At 31.4% G+C, this 18617-nt stretch carries 16 protein-coding genes; 5 read left to right on the forward strand and 11 right to left on the reverse strand.

The annotated features are described in order from the left end of the window. Positions 1 to 2: 2 nt before the first annotated feature. Entirely contained in the window at positions 3 to 1742 is a 1740-nt protein-coding gene (locus tag ACWJKE_RS11820; protein WP_216304145.1) for an ABC transporter ATP-binding protein, read from the reverse strand. Positions 1743 to 1990: 248 nt separating this feature from the next. Here ACWJKE_RS11820 and ACWJKE_RS11825 point away from each other — a divergent pair, with 248 nt between their 5' ends. From ACWJKE_RS11825 to ACWJKE_RS11835, 3 genes are read left to right on the forward strand one after another with little or no spacing between them, the layout of a single operon-like run. Beyond that, positions 1991 to 2563: a sigma-70 family RNA polymerase sigma factor gene (locus tag ACWJKE_RS11825; RefSeq protein WP_165414960.1), complete on the forward strand. Its 573-nt coding sequence runs from the start codon at positions 1991 to 1993 to the stop codon at positions 2561 to 2563. Further along, positions 2553 to 2858, forward strand: a complete 306-nt coding sequence (locus tag ACWJKE_RS11830; protein WP_216304146.1) for a hypothetical protein — start codon at positions 2553 to 2555, stop codon at positions 2856 to 2858. The genes ACWJKE_RS11825 and ACWJKE_RS11830 overlap by 11 nt, the downstream gene beginning before the upstream one ends. 13 nt (positions 2859 to 2871) lie before the next feature. Further along, complete coding sequence (locus ACWJKE_RS11835; protein ID WP_216304147.1) at positions 2872 to 3348, forward strand: zinc ribbon domain-containing protein; 477 nt, start codon at positions 2872 to 2874, stop codon at positions 3346 to 3348. A gap of 135 nt (positions 3349 to 3483) precedes the next feature. Here ACWJKE_RS11835 and ACWJKE_RS11840 read toward each other — a convergent pair whose 3' ends face one another. The 6 genes from ACWJKE_RS11840 to ACWJKE_RS11865 all read right to left on the reverse strand — a co-directional run bounded on the left by ACWJKE_RS11840 (position 3484) and on the right by ACWJKE_RS11865 (position 11424). Beyond that, on the reverse strand, positions 3484 to 3705 hold the full coding sequence (locus ACWJKE_RS11840) for a YdbC family protein (protein WP_216304148.1): 222 nt from the start codon (positions 3703 to 3705) through the stop codon (positions 3484 to 3486). 115 nt (positions 3706 to 3820) lie between these two features. Further along, positions 3821 to 5209, reverse strand: a complete 1389-nt coding sequence (locus ACWJKE_RS11845) for a sensor histidine kinase (protein WP_216304149.1) — start codon at positions 5207 to 5209, stop codon at positions 3821 to 3823. A gap of 4 nt (positions 5210 to 5213) precedes the next feature. Next, a complete protein-coding gene (locus ACWJKE_RS11850; RefSeq protein WP_216304150.1) occupies positions 5214 to 5900 on the reverse strand; it encodes a response regulator transcription factor in 687 nt (228 codons plus the stop codon). A gap of 16 nt (positions 5901 to 5916) precedes the next feature. After that, positions 5917 to 6675 (reverse strand): ABC transporter ATP-binding protein, encoded by a 759-nt coding sequence (locus ACWJKE_RS11855; RefSeq protein WP_220286847.1) that lies wholly within the window; start codon positions 6673 to 6675, stop codon positions 5917 to 5919. Positions 6676 to 6704: 29 nt separating this feature from the next. Continuing rightward, the gene (locus ACWJKE_RS11860) at positions 6705 to 8936 is read right to left on the reverse strand and encodes an ABC transporter permease (protein ID WP_462958841.1); all 2232 of its coding nucleotides are present in this window, start codon (positions 8934 to 8936) and stop codon (positions 6705 to 6707) included. Between the two features lie 325 nt (positions 8937 to 9261). Further along, positions 9262 to 11424, reverse strand: a complete 2163-nt coding sequence (locus ACWJKE_RS11865; RefSeq protein ID WP_462958842.1) for a DNA topoisomerase III — start codon at positions 11422 to 11424, stop codon at positions 9262 to 9264. 243 nt (positions 11425 to 11667) lie between these two features. Here ACWJKE_RS11865 and ACWJKE_RS11870 point away from each other — a divergent pair, with 243 nt between their 5' ends. Further along, the gene (locus ACWJKE_RS11870; RefSeq protein ID WP_216304161.1) at positions 11668 to 12459 is read left to right on the forward strand and encodes a 3'-5' exonuclease; all 792 of its coding nucleotides are present in this window, start codon (positions 11668 to 11670) and stop codon (positions 12457 to 12459) included. Positions 12460 to 12525: 66 nt separating this feature from the next. On the opposite strand, the gene ltrA is transcribed toward ACWJKE_RS11870, so the two are convergent. The 3 genes from ltrA to ACWJKE_RS11885 form a co-directional block, all read right to left on the reverse strand. Next, the gene (gene ltrA, locus ACWJKE_RS11875; protein ID WP_462952630.1) at positions 12526 to 13935 is read right to left on the reverse strand and encodes a group II intron reverse transcriptase/maturase; all 1410 of its coding nucleotides are present in this window, start codon (positions 13933 to 13935) and stop codon (positions 12526 to 12528) included. Between the two features lie 515 nt (positions 13936 to 14450). Continuing rightward, positions 14451 to 14897, reverse strand: a complete 447-nt coding sequence (locus ACWJKE_RS11880; protein ID WP_462958843.1) for a hypothetical protein — start codon at positions 14895 to 14897, stop codon at positions 14451 to 14453. A 561-nt stretch (positions 14898 to 15458) separates the two neighbouring features. Continuing rightward, positions 15459 to 17099 (reverse strand): family 14 glycosylhydrolase, encoded by a 1641-nt coding sequence (locus tag ACWJKE_RS11885; protein WP_216303339.1) that lies wholly within the window; start codon positions 17097 to 17099, stop codon positions 15459 to 15461. 398 nt (positions 17100 to 17497) lie between these two features. Between ACWJKE_RS11885 and ACWJKE_RS11890 the strand changes: the two genes are divergently transcribed. Further along, on the forward strand, positions 17498 to 17818 hold the full coding sequence (locus ACWJKE_RS11890) for a DUF1540 domain-containing protein (protein WP_216303338.1): 321 nt from the start codon (positions 17498 to 17500) through the stop codon (positions 17816 to 17818). A 58-nt stretch (positions 17819 to 17876) separates the two neighbouring features. Here ACWJKE_RS11890 and ACWJKE_RS11895 read toward each other — a convergent pair whose 3' ends face one another. Further along, positions 17877 to 18557: a pseudouridine synthase gene (locus ACWJKE_RS11895; protein ID WP_462958844.1), complete on the reverse strand. Its 681-nt coding sequence runs from the start codon at positions 18555 to 18557 to the stop codon at positions 17877 to 17879. Positions 18558 to 18617: the final 60 nt, after the last annotated feature.

Raw genomic sequence — 18617 nt, forward strand, 5'->3', positions numbered from 1 at the left:
TCCTACTCTATTTGCTTAAACTGCATATTGTAAAGATAAGAATATAATCCTTCTTGCTTTATAAGCTCGTCATGCGTTCCTCTTTGGTTTACTCCTTCATCAGTAAGTACAATTATTTCATCCGCATTTTTTATTGTACTTAATCTATGAGCAATAACGAGCGTCGTCCTGTTTTTTGTAAGGTCTTCCAATGATTTTTGAATATATTGTTCATTTTCATTATCAAGAGCTGATGTAGCTTCATCAAGTATTAAAATTGCTGGATTCTTTAAAAATACTCTTGCTATAGATATCCTTTGCTTTTGACCACCAGAAAGTCTTACTCCTCTTTCTCCAGTATAAGTATCATACCCATGTTCAAGGCTCATAATGAACTCATGAATATTTGCCTTTTGAGCCGCCTCAATTATTTCCTTTTCCGATGCTCCCGGTCTGCCATATGATATATTTTCTTTAATGCTTCCCGAAAACAAATAAACATCCTGCTGGACTATCCCAATAGATTTTCTAAGTGATTTAAGTTTTATATCTTTTATATTGATGCCATCTATTGTTATTGAACCATGGTTTACCTCATAAAATCTTGGTATAAGACTGCAAAAGGTTGTTTTACCACCACCCGATGGACCAACAAGTGCAATATTCTTACCTGATTGTATTTTTATATTTATATTACTTAATACTTTATGCATATTATTATAACTAAATGATACATTATTAAAAGATATCTCTCCTTTTGGATTAACCAATTCAACTGCATCTTCTTTATCGATTATGTCTGGCTTTGTATTTATGACTTCAACAAATCTTTCAAATCCCGAAAGCCCTCTTTGAAACTGCTCCGTGAAATTTACAAGCTTATCAATAGGATTTAAAAATGTATTTATATAAAGTATGTAAATTACAAGATCAGATACTTTTAATGAGCCATCACTTATAAATATACCCCCTACAAGTATAGCGCTAAGATAAAGTAATCCTTGAAAAAAGCTGTTACCACTATGGAATTTGCCCATTATAAAATAACTTTCCTCTTTTGTCTTTAAAAATTCGTTATTACCTTTAGCAAATTTAGTATTTTCTATATTCTCATTAGCAAATGATTTCACCACGCGAATACCTGCTAAACTGTCTTGAATTTGGGCATTTACACTTGCTATCTTTTCCCTATTTTCTGAAAAAACATTTCGCATTTTCTGATTATAGAAATATGAAAAAAATAACATTGCCAGTGTAAATAAAAGAAGTATAAGTGTTATTCTTGAATTTATATTTGCGAGTATAACAAAAGACCCAACTATTTTTAGTATGGATATGAATACATCCTCAGGCCCATGATGCGCAAGTTCTGATATATCAAAAAGGTCTGTAACTATTCTCGACATGAGCTTTCCGGTATTCGCTTCGTCGTAATAAGAAAAAGATTGTTTTTGAAGATTGTTAAAAATATCTTTTCTCATATCCGCTTCCATTTTTGCCCCCATTATATGTCCCCATGAGGTTATGAAATACTGACAAAAATACCTTGCAATATACATAAGTAATAGCGCTATCCCCACATATAAAACATATTTAAATATCTTATTCCCATCATTTAATACATAAACATCATTTAGCAAATATCTAACTATTAAAGGAAACACCAAATCAATTACAGATAAAATTAATGCACAAAACATATCCGCAAAGAACAGCCCCTTGTATGGTCTATAGTAACTTTTAAATTTTTTAAAAATATTCATTGTTTTTATAACTCCTTTTCCTTAAAGTTTGTTTATTATTATATCACTAAACTCATTGAGAATGATTATTTATTTCATTCTCAATGCCACTTCTTAAAATCATTCTTATATTACTATATTATTTAGTGTAAAATATATTTTGTAATATTATTTCTTGCGCTAACAAATGCTGATTCTAGATTATTTGTATATATTTAATGAACCTTTTATATTTTGACGCGTAGTAAATAATGAAAGGGGGCAAGGTTTTGGATGATAAGTTTATTTGGATAACCTTTGATACTGATAAAAATCAAGGACTTGAACTATTTATAGAAAAATATAAAACTCCTCTTTATAAGCTTTGTATACATTTGCATAAAAACAGTACTAGTGCTGAAGATCTATTTCAAGATACTTGGATAAAAGCTTTTAAATATATGGACGACTTTAACAGAATTAAGAATTTTAAACCTTGGCTCTTTACAATTGCTATTAATCTATATAAGGATAATTATAGAAAAGTAAAACGGTGGTTTTCAAAGTCTATAGATTTTTTTGATATTAATGAGAAAAACATTGTAATGGAAAATATAAAGTCAACTACCTTTCTTCCTGAGGAATCTTATGATAATAACCAAAATAAGCAACAGTTACGAAATAGTGTGAATAATTTAAAAGATGAATTTAGAATGGTAATAATACTATTTTACTACAACGGATTAAAGCAAAAAGAAATTTCAGAAATTCTTAAAATACCTGAAGGAACTGTAAAATCCAGATTAAATAAAGCTAAAAAGTTATTAAAAGAATATATGGAGGATAATAACTATGGAAGATAAATATTTAGAAGAGCTTCTCTTTGAACTAGGTAATGAAGATATTAATCTTCCTAAAAATTTAGTTCAAAATACTAAAGAAAAAATATATAATAAGCACTTGTTATCCATTATTTGTATGTCAGTTTTTTTTAATATTATTTCACTTATAAGTTTAATTACTATTATATATTTAAAATTTAATTTTAAAGGAATTATTGGCCTATATATTTTATACAGTTTTTTTTCAAGCTTATCAATATTACCTCTAATATTTTTTAAAGGGCAGTTTAAATTAAAATTTTCAATTACTATTTAAAGGAGAGATTAAAATGAAAAATTCAAAAAAAATATTTTTTACCCTTATAACAATACTTCCTCTACTCTTTTTATCTTTTATTATTTTCATATCTTTCGCCATAGCCTCGGACTATAGACATGGGAACACAAATATCTCTGAAATAGTTCCACCTCTCATAATACTACCTTTAATACTTTTATTAATCTTTGGAGTAATTTATTTAATTGGTCATTTTGTATTTATGGATTCAAAGAGAAGGGGTATGGACCCTTGGCTTTGGACAATGGTGGCACTATTTGTTCCAAACCTTATAGGTTTAATAATCTATCTAGTCGTAAGGAATTCCTACACTAAAACAATGTGCAAAAGCTGTGGAAATCCTGTAGATGATCACTTTATGAATTGTCCATTCTGTGGCTTTAAGCTTAAAGATAACTGTAGTTCTTGTGGATTCCCAGTAGAACCTGAGTGGAATATTTGTCCCAAATGTGCCTCTAAATTAAAGTAGGATAAATAACTTTCTATAGGAGCTTTTCCTTTTATTATTTCACTAAAAAAAATGGATAAAGAAATGCTAATTTTAATTAACACATTCTTTTATCCATTTTTATTTTAAGAAGTCAATATCCCCATAGTAATATTCTTATATTTCCATACTATTCAAAATATCTTTAAGTTTCTTTAAATCTTCTACAGATAAAGTAATCCCCTTACCCATCTTCTTATGCTCGCAATCCCAATCTCTAATATCATATTTAGGATCTTTATCATTCCAAGAGACAAGGTTTAGTTCCTTTGTCCATCCCTTTGCTGACTCGGAAATCACCCCTGATTTTTCTTTTATTTCAAATTTAATTTCTGCCATTTAAAATCCCTCCAATAATAGTTTTTTTATTTATTCGAAAATCTATTTCTCAAAATCGTCGCAAAGTTTACTTACTATTTTCTCATAAATATAAAAATAAGCACACAAGGGATGTTTATATATCAATAGTAAATATAAATTCTGCCCCAGCTACTTGGTTATTCTTACATTTAATGTTTCCGCCATGGGCTTCTACAATATATTTGCATATTGATAATCCGAGTCCAGAACCCGGGATGCTCATACTTCTAGATTTTTCTGCTCTATAGAATTTATTAAAAACATAGGTCATATCTCCTAAACTAATACCACTTCCATTGTCCATTACAGAAAAAGCTATCTTATTTTCAGTTTCAAGATAAAAAACAGTAATTTTTATCTTGCCATTTTCATGATTAGTATATTTTATACTATTCTCTATAAGATTGTAAATTACCTGTGTTATACGGCTTTTATCCATAGAAACCATTACATTTGCAGCATTGCACTGATATTCAAAGGTAAGTCCATAATGTTCCACTAAAAGCTTTAATTCTAATATTACCTTTTTTAAATATATATCCAAATAACACTCACTTTTTACAATTTTCAGTTCATTCAATTCTGCATTGGAATGCTCTGACAAATCGTTAACCATTTTAGTAATTACCTCAGATTTTCGAATAATAACTTCCACATATTTTTTGCGTTTTTCTTCAGTGTTTGAAATGCCATCTCGCATGCCTTCACTATAAGCTTTAATTGTCGATATAGGTGTTTTCAAATCATGAGAAATGCAGGAAATAAGTTCCTTTTGAGACCTTTTTAATTCCTTTTCTTTTTCTCTCTTTTCCTTTAATTGATCTCGCATTAATTCGAACCCATATGTTAATTCAGCCACTTCATTCTGTAGCAATCTATTGCCTCTTGCGCGTGCTACTGGAATGTCATAATTACCTTCAATAATTGCTTTTGAGGACTGGTTTATTTCAAGCAGTGGATCTAAGACATGGTATTTCATATAAATATTTATGGCAATTAGTATAAGTAGCACAAGGATAATTCCACAAATAATTGGAGCAAATAAATAGAACAAGTTTTCTATTTCTGTACGCTTTAATATCTGCTGTCTTGGTATAGTAAACACAGCAAATTTGTCTACCTTTTTCCCACTTAACAAAACAAAGGAAACTTTAATTTGTTTGTTATTCTTTTCATAAAAACTTTTATCAGTTTGGAGAACCTCTTTAAGATTTATAAATTCCCCTTGTTTATAATCATTTTTGTCACTGGTATAAACAACCATTCCATCTAAATCAAACACTGTATAAGAAAACTCACCTTGTTTATATTGTTTTGATTCTAGTTCATTGACTTGACTGGCTACTAGAATTCTGGCCTTATTATAAAGAATTTCCTCTTTATTATTTGAATATCTTATCATGGACATTAATGTGGATATTACCAAAATGAGCACTATAAAAAAATGTAACCCTATTTGTTGTTTGAAAATTCTATTTTTCATAATTTTATACAGATAACTTGTATCCTACTCCCCATACTGTTTTGATATAACAAAGTCCAAAATTATTCAACTTTTCTCGAATTCTTTTTATATAAACTGCCACACTACTAATATCACCAAATTCATTCATACCCCAAACCTCTTGGTATATTTGCTGCTTTGAAAATACTTGATTTACATGCCTTGCAAAAAAATATAAGACTTCAAATTCTTTTGTGGTAAAATCTATGATTTTTTCATCTATACTTGCCTCATAGCTTTCCTTACTAATTCTAAGCTTACCAATAGTAATAATCACAGAAGGAGCTTTCGATTGTTCGAGCTCTTTATACCTTCTTAAATGGGCTTTTACTCTTGCCACAAGTTCCAACGGACTAAAGGGCTTTGTGACATAATCATCTGCTCCAATTCCAAGGGAAATCACTTTATCCATCTCTCCACTTTTAGCAGATACCATTATTATAGGTATATTAGAATTATTTCGAATTTGCTTACAAACCTCCATACCATTTACTTTAGGGAGCATAATATCAAGAAGTACAAGTTCTGGTTTTTTGGATTTAAAAAGTTTTAATCCTTCCTCGCCATCAAATGAAATGAATATTTTAAAACCTTCTATTTCTAGATAATCGCGTAATATTTCAGCTAACTCTTTCTCATCTTCAATAATTAAAATCGTTTTTTGCTCCATAATATCTCCTATTTTTTTACCATCCTCTTTGTTTTAAAAATTCATAAACTATTTTTTCTCTTTCATCAGCTGTCTCTTTTTTATATTCATCTAATTTTAAATCTCCATCAATATAGCCATCTTTTAAGAATATAATTCGAGTGCCTCGAAGCGCAGCCTTTAAGTCATGGGTAACCATAACAACTGCTTGACCGCCCTTATGAATATCAGAAAAAATATCTAGTACATTTTCTCCTTGAGCTGAGTTAAGTGCACCTGTAGGTTCATCGGCAAATAATAGTTCAGGCTCATTTATAAGCGCTCTGCAAATTGCCGCCCTCTGACTTTGTCCACCAGATAATTGACTGGGGAATTTTTTTTTGTGATCTGTTAACTCCATTTTCTCTAATAACTCATCAATTTTTTTATCAATGTCAAATTTCTTTTTATTAGTTTTATAGGTTGGACTTACAATATTCTCATAAATGGTTAGATCAGGAATAAGGTTAATCCCTTGAAATACAAATCCGATTTTGTTTCTTCGTAAATCAGCCATTTCACTTTCCTTATAATTTGTAATATTTTCATCACCTATAAATACCTCTCCACTAGTTGCTCCATCCATACCGCTTAACAGATAAAGCAAAGTGGATTTACCAGAGCCGGAACTTCCCATAACTACTGTAAAGTCTTCTTTATTTATCTCAAGATTTAAGTTTTTGATTACGTTATTTACTTCACCATCACTTAAAAAACTTTTGCACAATAAGCTTGTTTTAATTATAACATTATCCATAAAATTCTACCTCACTATTTTTTATTTTTTTATTCTTGCCCGAGCTCTGTTAGGTGATTACTAAATAATCCAGTTGATGATAATACAGCACTTAGTAAGAACACAAATAGTATTCCAGTATTACCCATAACCAAAGTTGCAACATTATAAGTCACCAGATATTGTGAAAATCCAAACATAGATAAGGCCATAACCATAGTTTTAGGAAATGTTACAATAAAGATTGGCACAGTTACTAAGATTGATACTAATGCAATAATCCCAATGTAACATAAATTCGTTAGTAATAAATGCTTTCCTGTATAGCCAATAGATTTGAAAATATTATGTTTCTTTCGCTCTTTTATATTTTTTAAATATACTATGCAGAAAAGATTCAATGCACCAATAATCATAACCAATACCATAAAGGGAGCAATTGCCTCCTTTTGAGGTCCACATATCATATCCATAATATTGCTGTATTTATTTGATCGATCTATTATTTTCAAATCATTTTTCATTTTATTATTATATTTCACAATAAACTGATTTTTATCTACATTCTTATTTAGATAAATGGATGCTTCATCGAAAGAAAACTTTACTCCATTTTTTTCCAAGGTAGAACTTAGAAGTCTGCAGGTTCTCCCAAGCTCATAGTACCCTTGGCTAGTTCCTACAATAAGAAGGCTTACTTTTTTATCTGGGGTTAAATAGATATCCACATAATCGCCTACATCCTTTTTCATTTCTTTCGCGATTAAATTTCCTAGCACAATTTCATCACTGTGTATTGGATTGCGTCCTTTCACTACCGGCATATCAATATTTTTATAAGTCTCATACACCATCCTTGCAATATTGGGGTCTCCCATCCCTTTGGTCCATTTCATCATAACATTTGAATTTGCAGTTGTTTTAATAACACGCTTAACATCTGCATCTGTTAATAAAACACGGCAATTTTCGTCAAATTTCACCTGGTTTTCAGAAACGGCTGCTACATCAAATTTATCAAAACCTATCCAATAGTAATTGTTATCCTTCATGGTATCTAATACGGAAATGGATGATAACGCAAAATTTACACAATAAATAGAAATCACACAAGTGAGAATAATATAACAGGTGTTTTTTTTATCTCTTTGCATATTTCTAACTGCTATTCCTAGTGGAGAAAAACTTAATTTTTCTGTAAAGGGATGATTTTTTGTTTTACGAGTGCCAAGCTGATTTTCTCTTCCATTTAACACAATAACCGGTTTTATATCTTTCAATTTATTTATTACTAAATAAACTTGAAGTAATACAAAGCCATTGATTAAGAAAAAACATATTGATGCAGGAAACCATATACTAGCATGATTAGTTTCACCAATATTAGCAAAGATTTGCTTAGTAAATTTACTTGAAATAAATGAAGAACAAATGATTCCTAGAACACTTCCACTTGCTACAATAAAGAAATATAGTTCCATATAAATTCTCATAATAGATTTTGATGAATAACCAATGGTTTTATAAATAGCTAAAGTTTTGCTATCTTGAATTAGAGCATTTTTGATCATATAGCGAATCATCATGCTACTTACTAAAAGCACAAGAATGCTTGCTGCCAGCAATATACCGCCTAAAATCTTCTCTGATATAGCACTGTTACTCATACTATCTTCTATGGTCATGGCTCTTCCTTCTAATACGCCATGATTTTTCACGCGGTATTCGCTAATAATATCATTTCCAGTAATACTCTTATCGCTAAACACTGCTATAACCTTTGAAGTTTCTAACTCTTCTGGAATTTCACTCACAAGAAATTCACAATTAAATGCTAAAGATATAGAGTATGGATCTGCATAAATGGCTGCTACTTTGTAAGTATAATTTCTACTGCCACTCCATAAAACAATTTTTCCGCCAACCTTTATATTATATTCATTTGAGAGTGCAGCTGGAATAAAGCACTCTCCTTCCTTAGGCACATCAACTTTATTGCTAATAGATCTTATCTTCCCATATACACTTCCCTCATATTTGGTTAAACTTGCAAATGTTTCCACATTTTTACCTTTATAAGATATTTTTTCTGTTATCCAATGTCTGTTAATTAATACTGTTTTTGATACAGAGTCTAATCCTTCTATTCTTTTGGATAACTCACCGATTTCTTTTTCTCCTTTTTCAAGAGGAAATACTTTTACTTTCGGAGATTGGCACTCTTTTTGGAGATCTTCAAAGGGTTTTTGTAATGATGATATCATCATTATAGAACTTGACATTAGCATGGTACAAATTAATATGATAAAAAAAATCATAATGCTCTGCATTTTTCGTTGTCTTAATTTTTTAACCCACATACCTTACAATCGTCCTTTCTTTTATTATTAATATTATTAATGAATAACTTATTTATCATCATAAGATTATCATACAATTTAATTATTAAATAAAAATAGGATAATTATGAATAATTATGAATAAAATCACCATTAAATATCCTTAGCCTTTTAATTAAGCTTAATCAATAATTAAGCGCGCTTGAGATATATTTCGAGAATAAAAAAACACAACGCATAAAAATCTTATACATTGTGTTTTTCCTTACTATTTTAAATTAAACTTAGCAAAAGCCTCAGCCATAGCAGAATTGCCAGTTGGTTCATCTTTCTTATTCTGCTGATTCAAAAATCTACTGACATCTTTTTTGTTTAAAGCACTTTTTTCTGAGTCGCGACGTTTGTTAAAGGCTGAAAGTTTTTCTCTATATCCACAGCCACAAACAAATATCTTATTGTCTCCATCTCCTCTAATCTCCATTTTCTTATGGCAAGTAGGACAACGTGCATTAGAAACTTGTGAAACTCCTTTACGATATCCACATTCCCTATCTGGACATACTAGCATCTTTCCCCTTTTGCCGTTAACTTCAAGAAGATACTTACTACACTCAGGACATTTCATTCTTGTGGCGTTGTCATGTTTATATATTTCGCCAGAAGCTGCAACATTCTTCACAAGCTTCACTGCATATTCCCTCATATCTTTTACGAAATTCATGGAATTAGCTTTTCCTTTACTTATAAGTTGAAGCTGTTTTTCCCACTTAGCCGTAAGCTCTGGGGATTTTAATTCCTGCGGAACTAAACCTATTAGCTGTATTCCTTTTGAGGTTGGGAATATATCTTTGCCTCTTCTCTCCATATAAAAGATGTTAAATAATTTTTCAATAACATCTGCTCTCGTAGCAGGCGTCCCAAGTCCCGAAGTATTATCCAATGCTTCTCTTAGACTTTCATCCTGGATATCTTTTCCTGGATGCTCCATAGCTGTAAGCAGCGTTGCTTCATTATATCTAGCTGGTGGCTTAGTTTTTTCATTTTCCAATTTAACTAAAGTAAGTTTAACTTCTTCACCTTTATTAATTGGTGGAAGTGACTGATCTTTGTCTTCTCCACCCTCAGAACTACTTATTTCTTTCCAGCCCTTTGACTTAAGTATTTTTCCTTTTGCAGAAAAAGTCTCACCCTTAACATTTATTTTCACAGTAGTTTGCTCATACTCAAAAGGTTGACTTAGAACCTCTAAAAATCTTTTTACAACTAAGTCATAAATGCTTCTTTCTTCTTTGTTAAGGCTTGATAAATCTACATGTTGCTCTGTTGGAATTATAGCATGATGATCTGATACCTTGCTATTATCCACAAGTCTACTTGTAGTATGTATCCTTCCTTTTATTATACTTCTAGCAGCTTTCTCATATGGTCCTATAGCAATGCTCTTTAATCTGTCGAGAAGCGTTGCTACAATATCTGTGGTAATATGTCTAGAGTCTGTTCTTGGATAAGATAATATCTTATGATTTTCATATAATCTCTGCATTATATTAAGAGTTTGCTTTGCAGAATATCCAAATTTTCTATTTGCATCCCTTTGAAGCTCCGTTAAATCATATGCAAGTGGAGGGAGCTCTTTTTTAGATGCTTTATTTAACTCGGAAACGGTTCCCATTTGATTATTTACCTTATTAGCTATATCTTCTGCCTTTTGCTTGTCAAATGTACGTGCTTCACCATTTTTACTAGACCAATGAACTGTAAAATTATTTACCTTTCCATTTACTGTCCAGTAATCCTTTGGAATGAATCTCTTAATTTCGTTTTCTCTTTCAACAATAAGTGCCAAAGTTGGTGTTTGAACTCTTCCCGCAGACAATTGAGCGTTATATTTACAAGTTAATGCTCTTGTAACATTAAGCCCTATTAGCCAATCTGCTTCTGCTCTTGATTGCGCTGCCCAAAATAGGTTTTCATAATCTTTTCCAGGTTTAAGATTCGCAAATCCATCCTTTATTGCTTTTTCAGTTTGAGACGAAATCCACAACCTTTTAATTGGCTTTCTAAATCCTGCTTTTTGAATAATCCAACGCGCCACTAGTTCTCCTTCACGTCCTGAATCTGTAGCAATAATAAGCTCATCTACATCAGCTCTTTTTAGGAGTTCATGTACAATCTTATATTGCTTTGAAGTTTCCTTAATAACTACCAGTTTTAAGTCCTTTGGCAGCATAGGAAGATCTTCCATTTTCCAACTTTTATATTTTTGATCATAATCCTCCGGACCAGCTAGTGTAACAAGATGTCCGAGTGCCCAAGTTACAATATACTTTTGTCCCATTAAATACCCATTTCCACCTTGAGTGCAATTTAAAACTTTCGCTAGTTCACGGCCTACAGAGGGTTTCTCTGCAAGCACCAATATTTTTCCCATATATAAAACTTCCTCTCTTATATATCACGTGTAGCATACGCTGCACGGATTGATTTCACTTATTTTATTAAAATATGATATAGCAACTATACTCATTATAAACTACTTTATATACAACATTCAATTTTTTGCAGCTAAAACTGTAATAGTGCAGGTGTTTTTTACTAAAGAAAATGATATACTACATGATATAGTAATATATCACTATGCACTATAATATTAAATAAGTTTAGAGGTAATTACATGAATTATATAATATTTGACTTAGAGTTTAATCAAGGCTACAATTACACAAAAGATACTACGAACATAACAAATCCTAAATGTCCTTTCGAAATAATTCAGATAGGTGCCATAAAACTAAATGATAATTTTGAAACGATTGGGACTCTAGATGTATTAATAAAACCGGAAATATATACTATCATCAATCCCTTTGTAAAAGAACTTACCGGAATAACAATGGATGAATTAGATAAAGGCAAACCTTTTAAAGAACTATATAAAGAACTTTCAGAGTTTATAAACGCTGACTCAAGCATATTGTGTGTATGGGGAGTCGCTGATATAAAAGAATTATTTCGAAATATAGAATATCATGAATTAGATACCTTGATTGTACCCACAAAATACATAAACATTCAGTCCTACGCTTCTAAAGAGCTTAATTGTCAAAAAGGAATTAACATTGGGCTAGGTAATGCAGCAGAGCTATTAGGCATACCTATTGAAAGCAAGTTTCATAATGCTTATAATGATGCATTCTATACAGCTGAAGTTTTCAAGAAAATTTATAGCAGTGAAATTAAATCTAGGATATATAATCCTCATAAAAACACAAGGGTAACTAGACCCGCTGCTGAAAGTTACAAACTTGACACTTGTAATTTAATGAAACAATTCGAAAAAATGTTCAAAAGGGAAATGACCGAGGAAGAAAAGTCTATAATTAATTTAGCTTATATTATGGGAAAAACAAATCAATTTCAAGTTGTTTCTGACCCAATATCAAAAAATCGAGTAGGAGCTAAATAATTAATTTATTTAGCGACCTCTCACACCACCGTGCATACCGTTCGGTACACGGCGGTTCAATAGAAATTAATGTTTTAATAAATATGTCTCAGATATAGAAACTAATCCTATATTTTTAAGGTATTTATTGGTCAATGTTTTGTTTAATATAGGGCTATTGGATGTTCTCCAATAGCCTTTCCTTGTATTTGCATATTGCAAAGCTTTATTGTTTGGTATTCCTAATTTAACAAGGTTCCCATATTTTGTTTTAATCTTTTTCCATTGTTTCCAAAAACACATTCTAATTCTTCGCCTTAACCATTCATCAAGTGTTTTAAGAATACTTTTAATGTCTGCAATAGCAAAATAATTTATCCATCCAACTATCACTTGCTTAAGTTTCATAAACCTATATTTCATGCTCATCGCATTACTTCTTGAAGTTAATTCTTTTAGCTTTGCTTTGAATTTGATTATAGGTTTTTGAGGAACTCTCATTCTGTATTCACCTTTTGCTCGGTAAAATGAAAATCCTAAAAATTTAAGTTTCCAAGGTCTATCTACTGTACTCTTTTCTTTATTCACTCTAAGCTTTAACTTTTCCTCAATAAATCTCGTAATACTCTTCATTACTCTATTTGCTGATTTCTCACTTTTGACGTATATATTCGCATCATCAGCATATCTACAAAAGTTTAGTCCTCGTTTTGTTAGTTCTACATCGAGTTCATGTAACATTACGTTACTTAATAATGGGGACAAAGGCCCGCCTTGAGGTGCTCCTTCTTCTGTATTCATAAATACCCCATTTATCATCACTCCACTTTGTAGATACTTTCGTATCAGAGAAATTACTCTACTATCTTTAATATCTTCCGATAGTATCCTTATTAATTTATCATGATTTATCGTATCAAAGTATTTAGAAAGGTCTATATTCACCGTCCATGTATGTCCAGCATTAATATATCCCCTACATTTTTCAACAGCTTGTTTTCCACTTCTTAAAGGTCTAAAACCGTAACTATTATCAGAAAATTTCTTTTCATATATTGGTATTAGAGTTTGTGATATCGCTTGTTGAATAACTCTATCTAATACAGTAGGTATTCCAAGTAGCCTAATTCCACCGTCAGGTTTTGGTATTTCTACCCTTCTTACGGCTAGAGGTCTATATCTACTTTCTAATAATGATTGCCTTAATTCTTGTCCATGCTCTTTTAGATAATGTAGAAGTTCATCTACTGTCAAACCATCAATCCCATGACTTCCTTTATTGGCTTTTACTCTTTTATATGCTTTATTCATATTATCTCTCGATAATATCTGCTCGAGTAAACCATTATCATATTCATTCACATCGTTTCTTCCTTCTTCTGACATAGAGGAAATACTATGCACTTCTACATTACCTTCGAGTTCCACTCTATTCTCTCGTAGAGAGCCTTCTTTATGAAGTTGTCTGCTTTTATCATATTTTCTCGTATCCTTCAAAATTCCAAAACCTCCTATTGTTCAGTCCTTCCCACGCTAACGCGTTTTGCATGGTACTATGACGTCTGCTGACTTCTGATAGTTCAGCCATACATCACTGTATGGGTTGTTATTTCTAAATTCATATCCACAACTTACCTATCAGATCTCCCCGGGTAAGAACGCAATCTTTCACTCCATCTATCTGCTACATTTACACCACTTGTTTCGAATAGTTTTGGGCTTCGTTTTGTATTGCAAACTTACCCACAAGCATATGCCTTATATGTAGTTTCTGTTCGTCAGACCGGAGTTTGGCCGCCAACTTCCTTCAGATTCCATCTCACGATGGACACCCTTGTCTTAAGCTATGCACTTGGCACTATTAACCCGTGCTAGGGACTTTCACCCATTAGATTGCGCCCATGCCGGGCGCACAATAAAAGCAGTATAGAATTATCTTCTATACTGCTTTACAATGCTTATTAAATCATCTCCTGCGGAGCTGGATTAATGACTTTCCTTCTAAACTGTCATTAATCTTCTGTTTCTTCAGTTGGTTTATCAAATTCTAACTCAACTTTTTTGTTTTCTAAATTAGCTTTTCTATTATCTAATGTATTAAGATTTATAGGATGAGTAACCATATCTTCAGTTGTACTCATTATAAATCTATTCAAATAAATTTTTCCTTCAGGAGTGTTTGCTACAGCATAAGGTTCTGTATCTTTCTTAAAGAGAACCCATGTATAACTATTATTAACCACTCTGCTTAAATCTTCTTTATCGATTATAGTCCTAGATTTTTCTTTACCATATCTATCTCTTAATATTATAGCAACAGTTTCTTCATCTAATTCTTCATAATCGTTAATTGTATTTTGATTATATACTTCTAAGTTGCATTTTCTATTATCTAGAGTGTCTCCATTGATATGTCTTACAGGTGCTTTTGGATGAACATCTAATATGAATGACTGCAAACTCTGTTTTCTTCTATATTTCTTTTCTTCGATATAATAACTGCCTAGATTCTGCGCTAAGAAATTATTAAAATCTTTATTCCACTCTGCAAACCAACGACCTTTTTCTAATACCTTTTGTAAATCTTCAGTATCTATTTTACAATCAATAGTTGTTCCATCTTTTTTAACTATTTTTAAAAATGTAATATTTTCTAGCGTCTGATATTTGTTTGATTTAATTTCTACTTTAGTAGTTTCTTTTTTATTTTCATTTTCGTTTTTTATGATAGGACACCTCTTTCTTCTATTTAGGCATCTTCAAAAAAATAACCAGTCAGCACGCTAGTCTATTTTTTTCATATGCCTTGTAAGGGATTTAAAATTATATATAACTTTAATATTTCCCTAATTTTTTAATAACAATTCAATTTTCTCTAGAACACACATGTTTATTTTTCTACATTATTTTAATTATATCATATTTATCAGAGTAGTGGCTCTTAATTTTACGATAAACTTAAACTTTTTTTTAAAACTGCCAATATACGTGCAAAAAAATTATAATGGTATTTTTTCTAGCTACCAGTTCCAGGTATAGGAACCTCCCCTTGTAGGAACAGTATAAGATTGACTGTTGCCACCTCCCCAGGTTACGTTTCCATCACCATCTTTCATAATTGCTTTAAATTGATAGTCACGGCCTTCACCAAGATATGTGGTTCCTGTATACCTTCCATTGCTATTAGTAAGTGGCAAAGGATATACGCCTGTAGTCCAGTTAGATAATTCCCATCTACTCCCTGATAAGTATACATTTTGACCACTGCCTGGATTAACGTTGTTCACTGTAAAAGTTACAGGAACTGGCTTCATAACTAAAGTATCTGCAAAGGGAGCCATTTCAGAAGTAGCTGTTCCATTGCGGTTAACAACATTTGCAAATCTCAAAAGTGTAAATCCAGAGAAATTATAATTAAATAGCATTTCAGCAGCATTTTGATACGCTTGATTATTATTAGAAATAGCTAGTGCATTCTCTCCAAAGTGTCTTATACCTTTCGATGTAGCCAAATTGGCAACATTTATAACGAGACTTTTAGGAGCTGAATAGCTTGGACTAACATATGCGTTTGAATCATCCATCTCAAGACATGTAAATGTTAAATCTACATTTGATGTCTTAAACTGGTCGAGTAAAGTACTATACTTATAATAACCTGCACCGTACTCCGCAGCATGTGGCATAGTAGGACTATTCATTAGCCAGTGTATACCTGCTATTTTTGCTCCTATTCTAACATCAAAAACTGAATCAAAACTGTTATGCGCTATAGCCGTTATATTCGACAAGTGTTTTGCAAGTACACTTTGATACCAAGTTAAAAAGTCATTACCATAAGTTAACTTATAACCCTTTTCAAAAAAATTATCCCCATCTGTTGGAGGCATAATTTGTGTAAAGCTTGTTAGACTTGCATTCCATGCACTATTAACTGCCGAAATAGTGCCGTATTTAGTTTTCATCGTATTTTGAAAATCTGTTTTTGCTGTTGTGCTGTAGCATTGTAGAGATCCACGACCTGGATATGACCAACCTAATGATGGATTGTAAGAAGGAAATCTTAATTCACCTGATGGACCACCAGAAAGGTAAACTTTAGCTATAATATCTTTATAGCTGCTGAAGTTTTCAGCAAAAGACACATAAAGTTCATTGTACTGTTTATCTGTACCAGACCACCATGGACTAAGAGATTCCTTATCATAATTTCCTTTTTCATCCTTAAACTGCATATTCTCAGCACTATCTTTATTCCATAACCATGTAGGTAAAGGTATATTTACTGAATTCCCCACAGAACCACCGCATTGGTGAGTGGACATAATAGGCACCCACTTTAATCCTGCAGCACGAACAGTATCTGCATAAGTCTTGTAGTAACTCCAGTCAAACTGATTGTCACCCGCACTTTCAACATCTCCCCACCACACATCTGTGGTAAGGGCATAGACTCCATTGTTCTTAATGGTTATTAATTGATTTTTGAACGCATTCCAATCTGTTACTTTTTCCAATGGAGCCATTACAAATGACTTGTAGTCAGATTGTATAGTTGATGCATACGTTTTAAATGAAAAAGATAGCATTAAATTAAGAGCTATCACTAAAGATAAAGCAAAGCTACCATATCTTTTTAATGTTTTATTAACATACCTCATAAATTCTCCCCCTTCATATTTTTTGATAATGTTAACACTATCTGTTTATTTATATAACTCCTTGCAATAGCAAGGGGTTAAGCTAACTTATACTGAAGTCAAAGGGGTCCATCAATACCTATTGCACTCGTTTTCATGATAAAATACAAGCGACAATAGATATATATTCCCTATAATTTAATAAACGATATACTTTGAATAATATGTATATTGTTACATTTTCTTACTTAATTCTAATTATATATGAAAATACAACAATATTCAATCGAAAATATGTTTTACGGCAACATTCTTATAAAAAATCTATCAAATAGAAATTTTAAACAAACCCTATATTATAAATATTTTCTTTTCCTTTTGGTTAAACTTCTTAGTAGATACACTAAGGAGGAGATATAATGTCAAAAATCAATTGTAGCGTTTCAAATTGCTCCCATAATGACAAAAACACATGTTATGCTAACATAATAAATGTTGGTGGAAAAAGTGCTAAAAAAGATTCTGATACTTGTTGTGCTACTTTTTTAGATAGTATTGTCTATAGTTCTCTTACAAATATCATTAATTCCAATAGCAATGGATGCGACGTAATTGCTTGTAATGTATGTACTTGCACCTATAACTCTAATCAGCTCTGTAATGCTAAATCTATAGACGTTAGTGGCGAAAATGTTAATCTCTATTCAGAAACAGATTGTTTGACTTTTAAAACCACATAATTGAGTATTTTCCATAAAAAACAAAGGGTACCTTAATATTTTTACTAAGGTACCCTTTCTAACTATTCCTTAATTCTATTACCTCTTTCTCTGTTAGGTGACGCCACATGCCAATATCAGTTTCATCAATTTTTATATTAATAATTCGAACTCGTTCTAATCTTACAACTGTATATCCAAAAGTTTTGCTCATTCTGCGAATTTGCTTATTTAGTCCTTGTGTTAAAATAATACGAAAAGTATCATCGCTAACCGCGATAACTTTGCAACGTCTTGTTTTAACCCCACAAATTTGAACACCTTCAGACATTGCTTTGAGAAAAAATCCATCAAAATGCTTATTCACAGTTACTATATATTCTTTCTCATGTTCATTTTCAGATTCTAAAATATTATTTGCCAAATCACCATCATTAGTCATAAGTATTAACCCCTGAGATGCCTTATCTAATCTTCCAACTGGAAATATGTATTCTGGATAGTTCATGAAATTAATTATATTGTTTTCTACTGTTTTTTCTGCAGTACATGTAATCCCGACGGGTTTATTTAGCGCAATATAAATCTTCTCTCTCATCGAAATATTCTCATTATCAAGAAGAATGTTATCCTCTTTTTCTACCCACTGCCCGGTGGTGCAAAGCTTCCCATTTACCATTATCCTTTTTTCATCTATAAGCCTATTAACATCAGTTCTTGAGCAAATACCATAATTGCTAAGCAGTTTATTTATTCTCATAATAAATCTTTATCCTTTCACTAGTCATCTAAACTACTTTAATCTCTTTGTATCATTATA

The sequence above is a fragment of the Clostridium sp. CM036 genome (assembly GCF_055081135.1).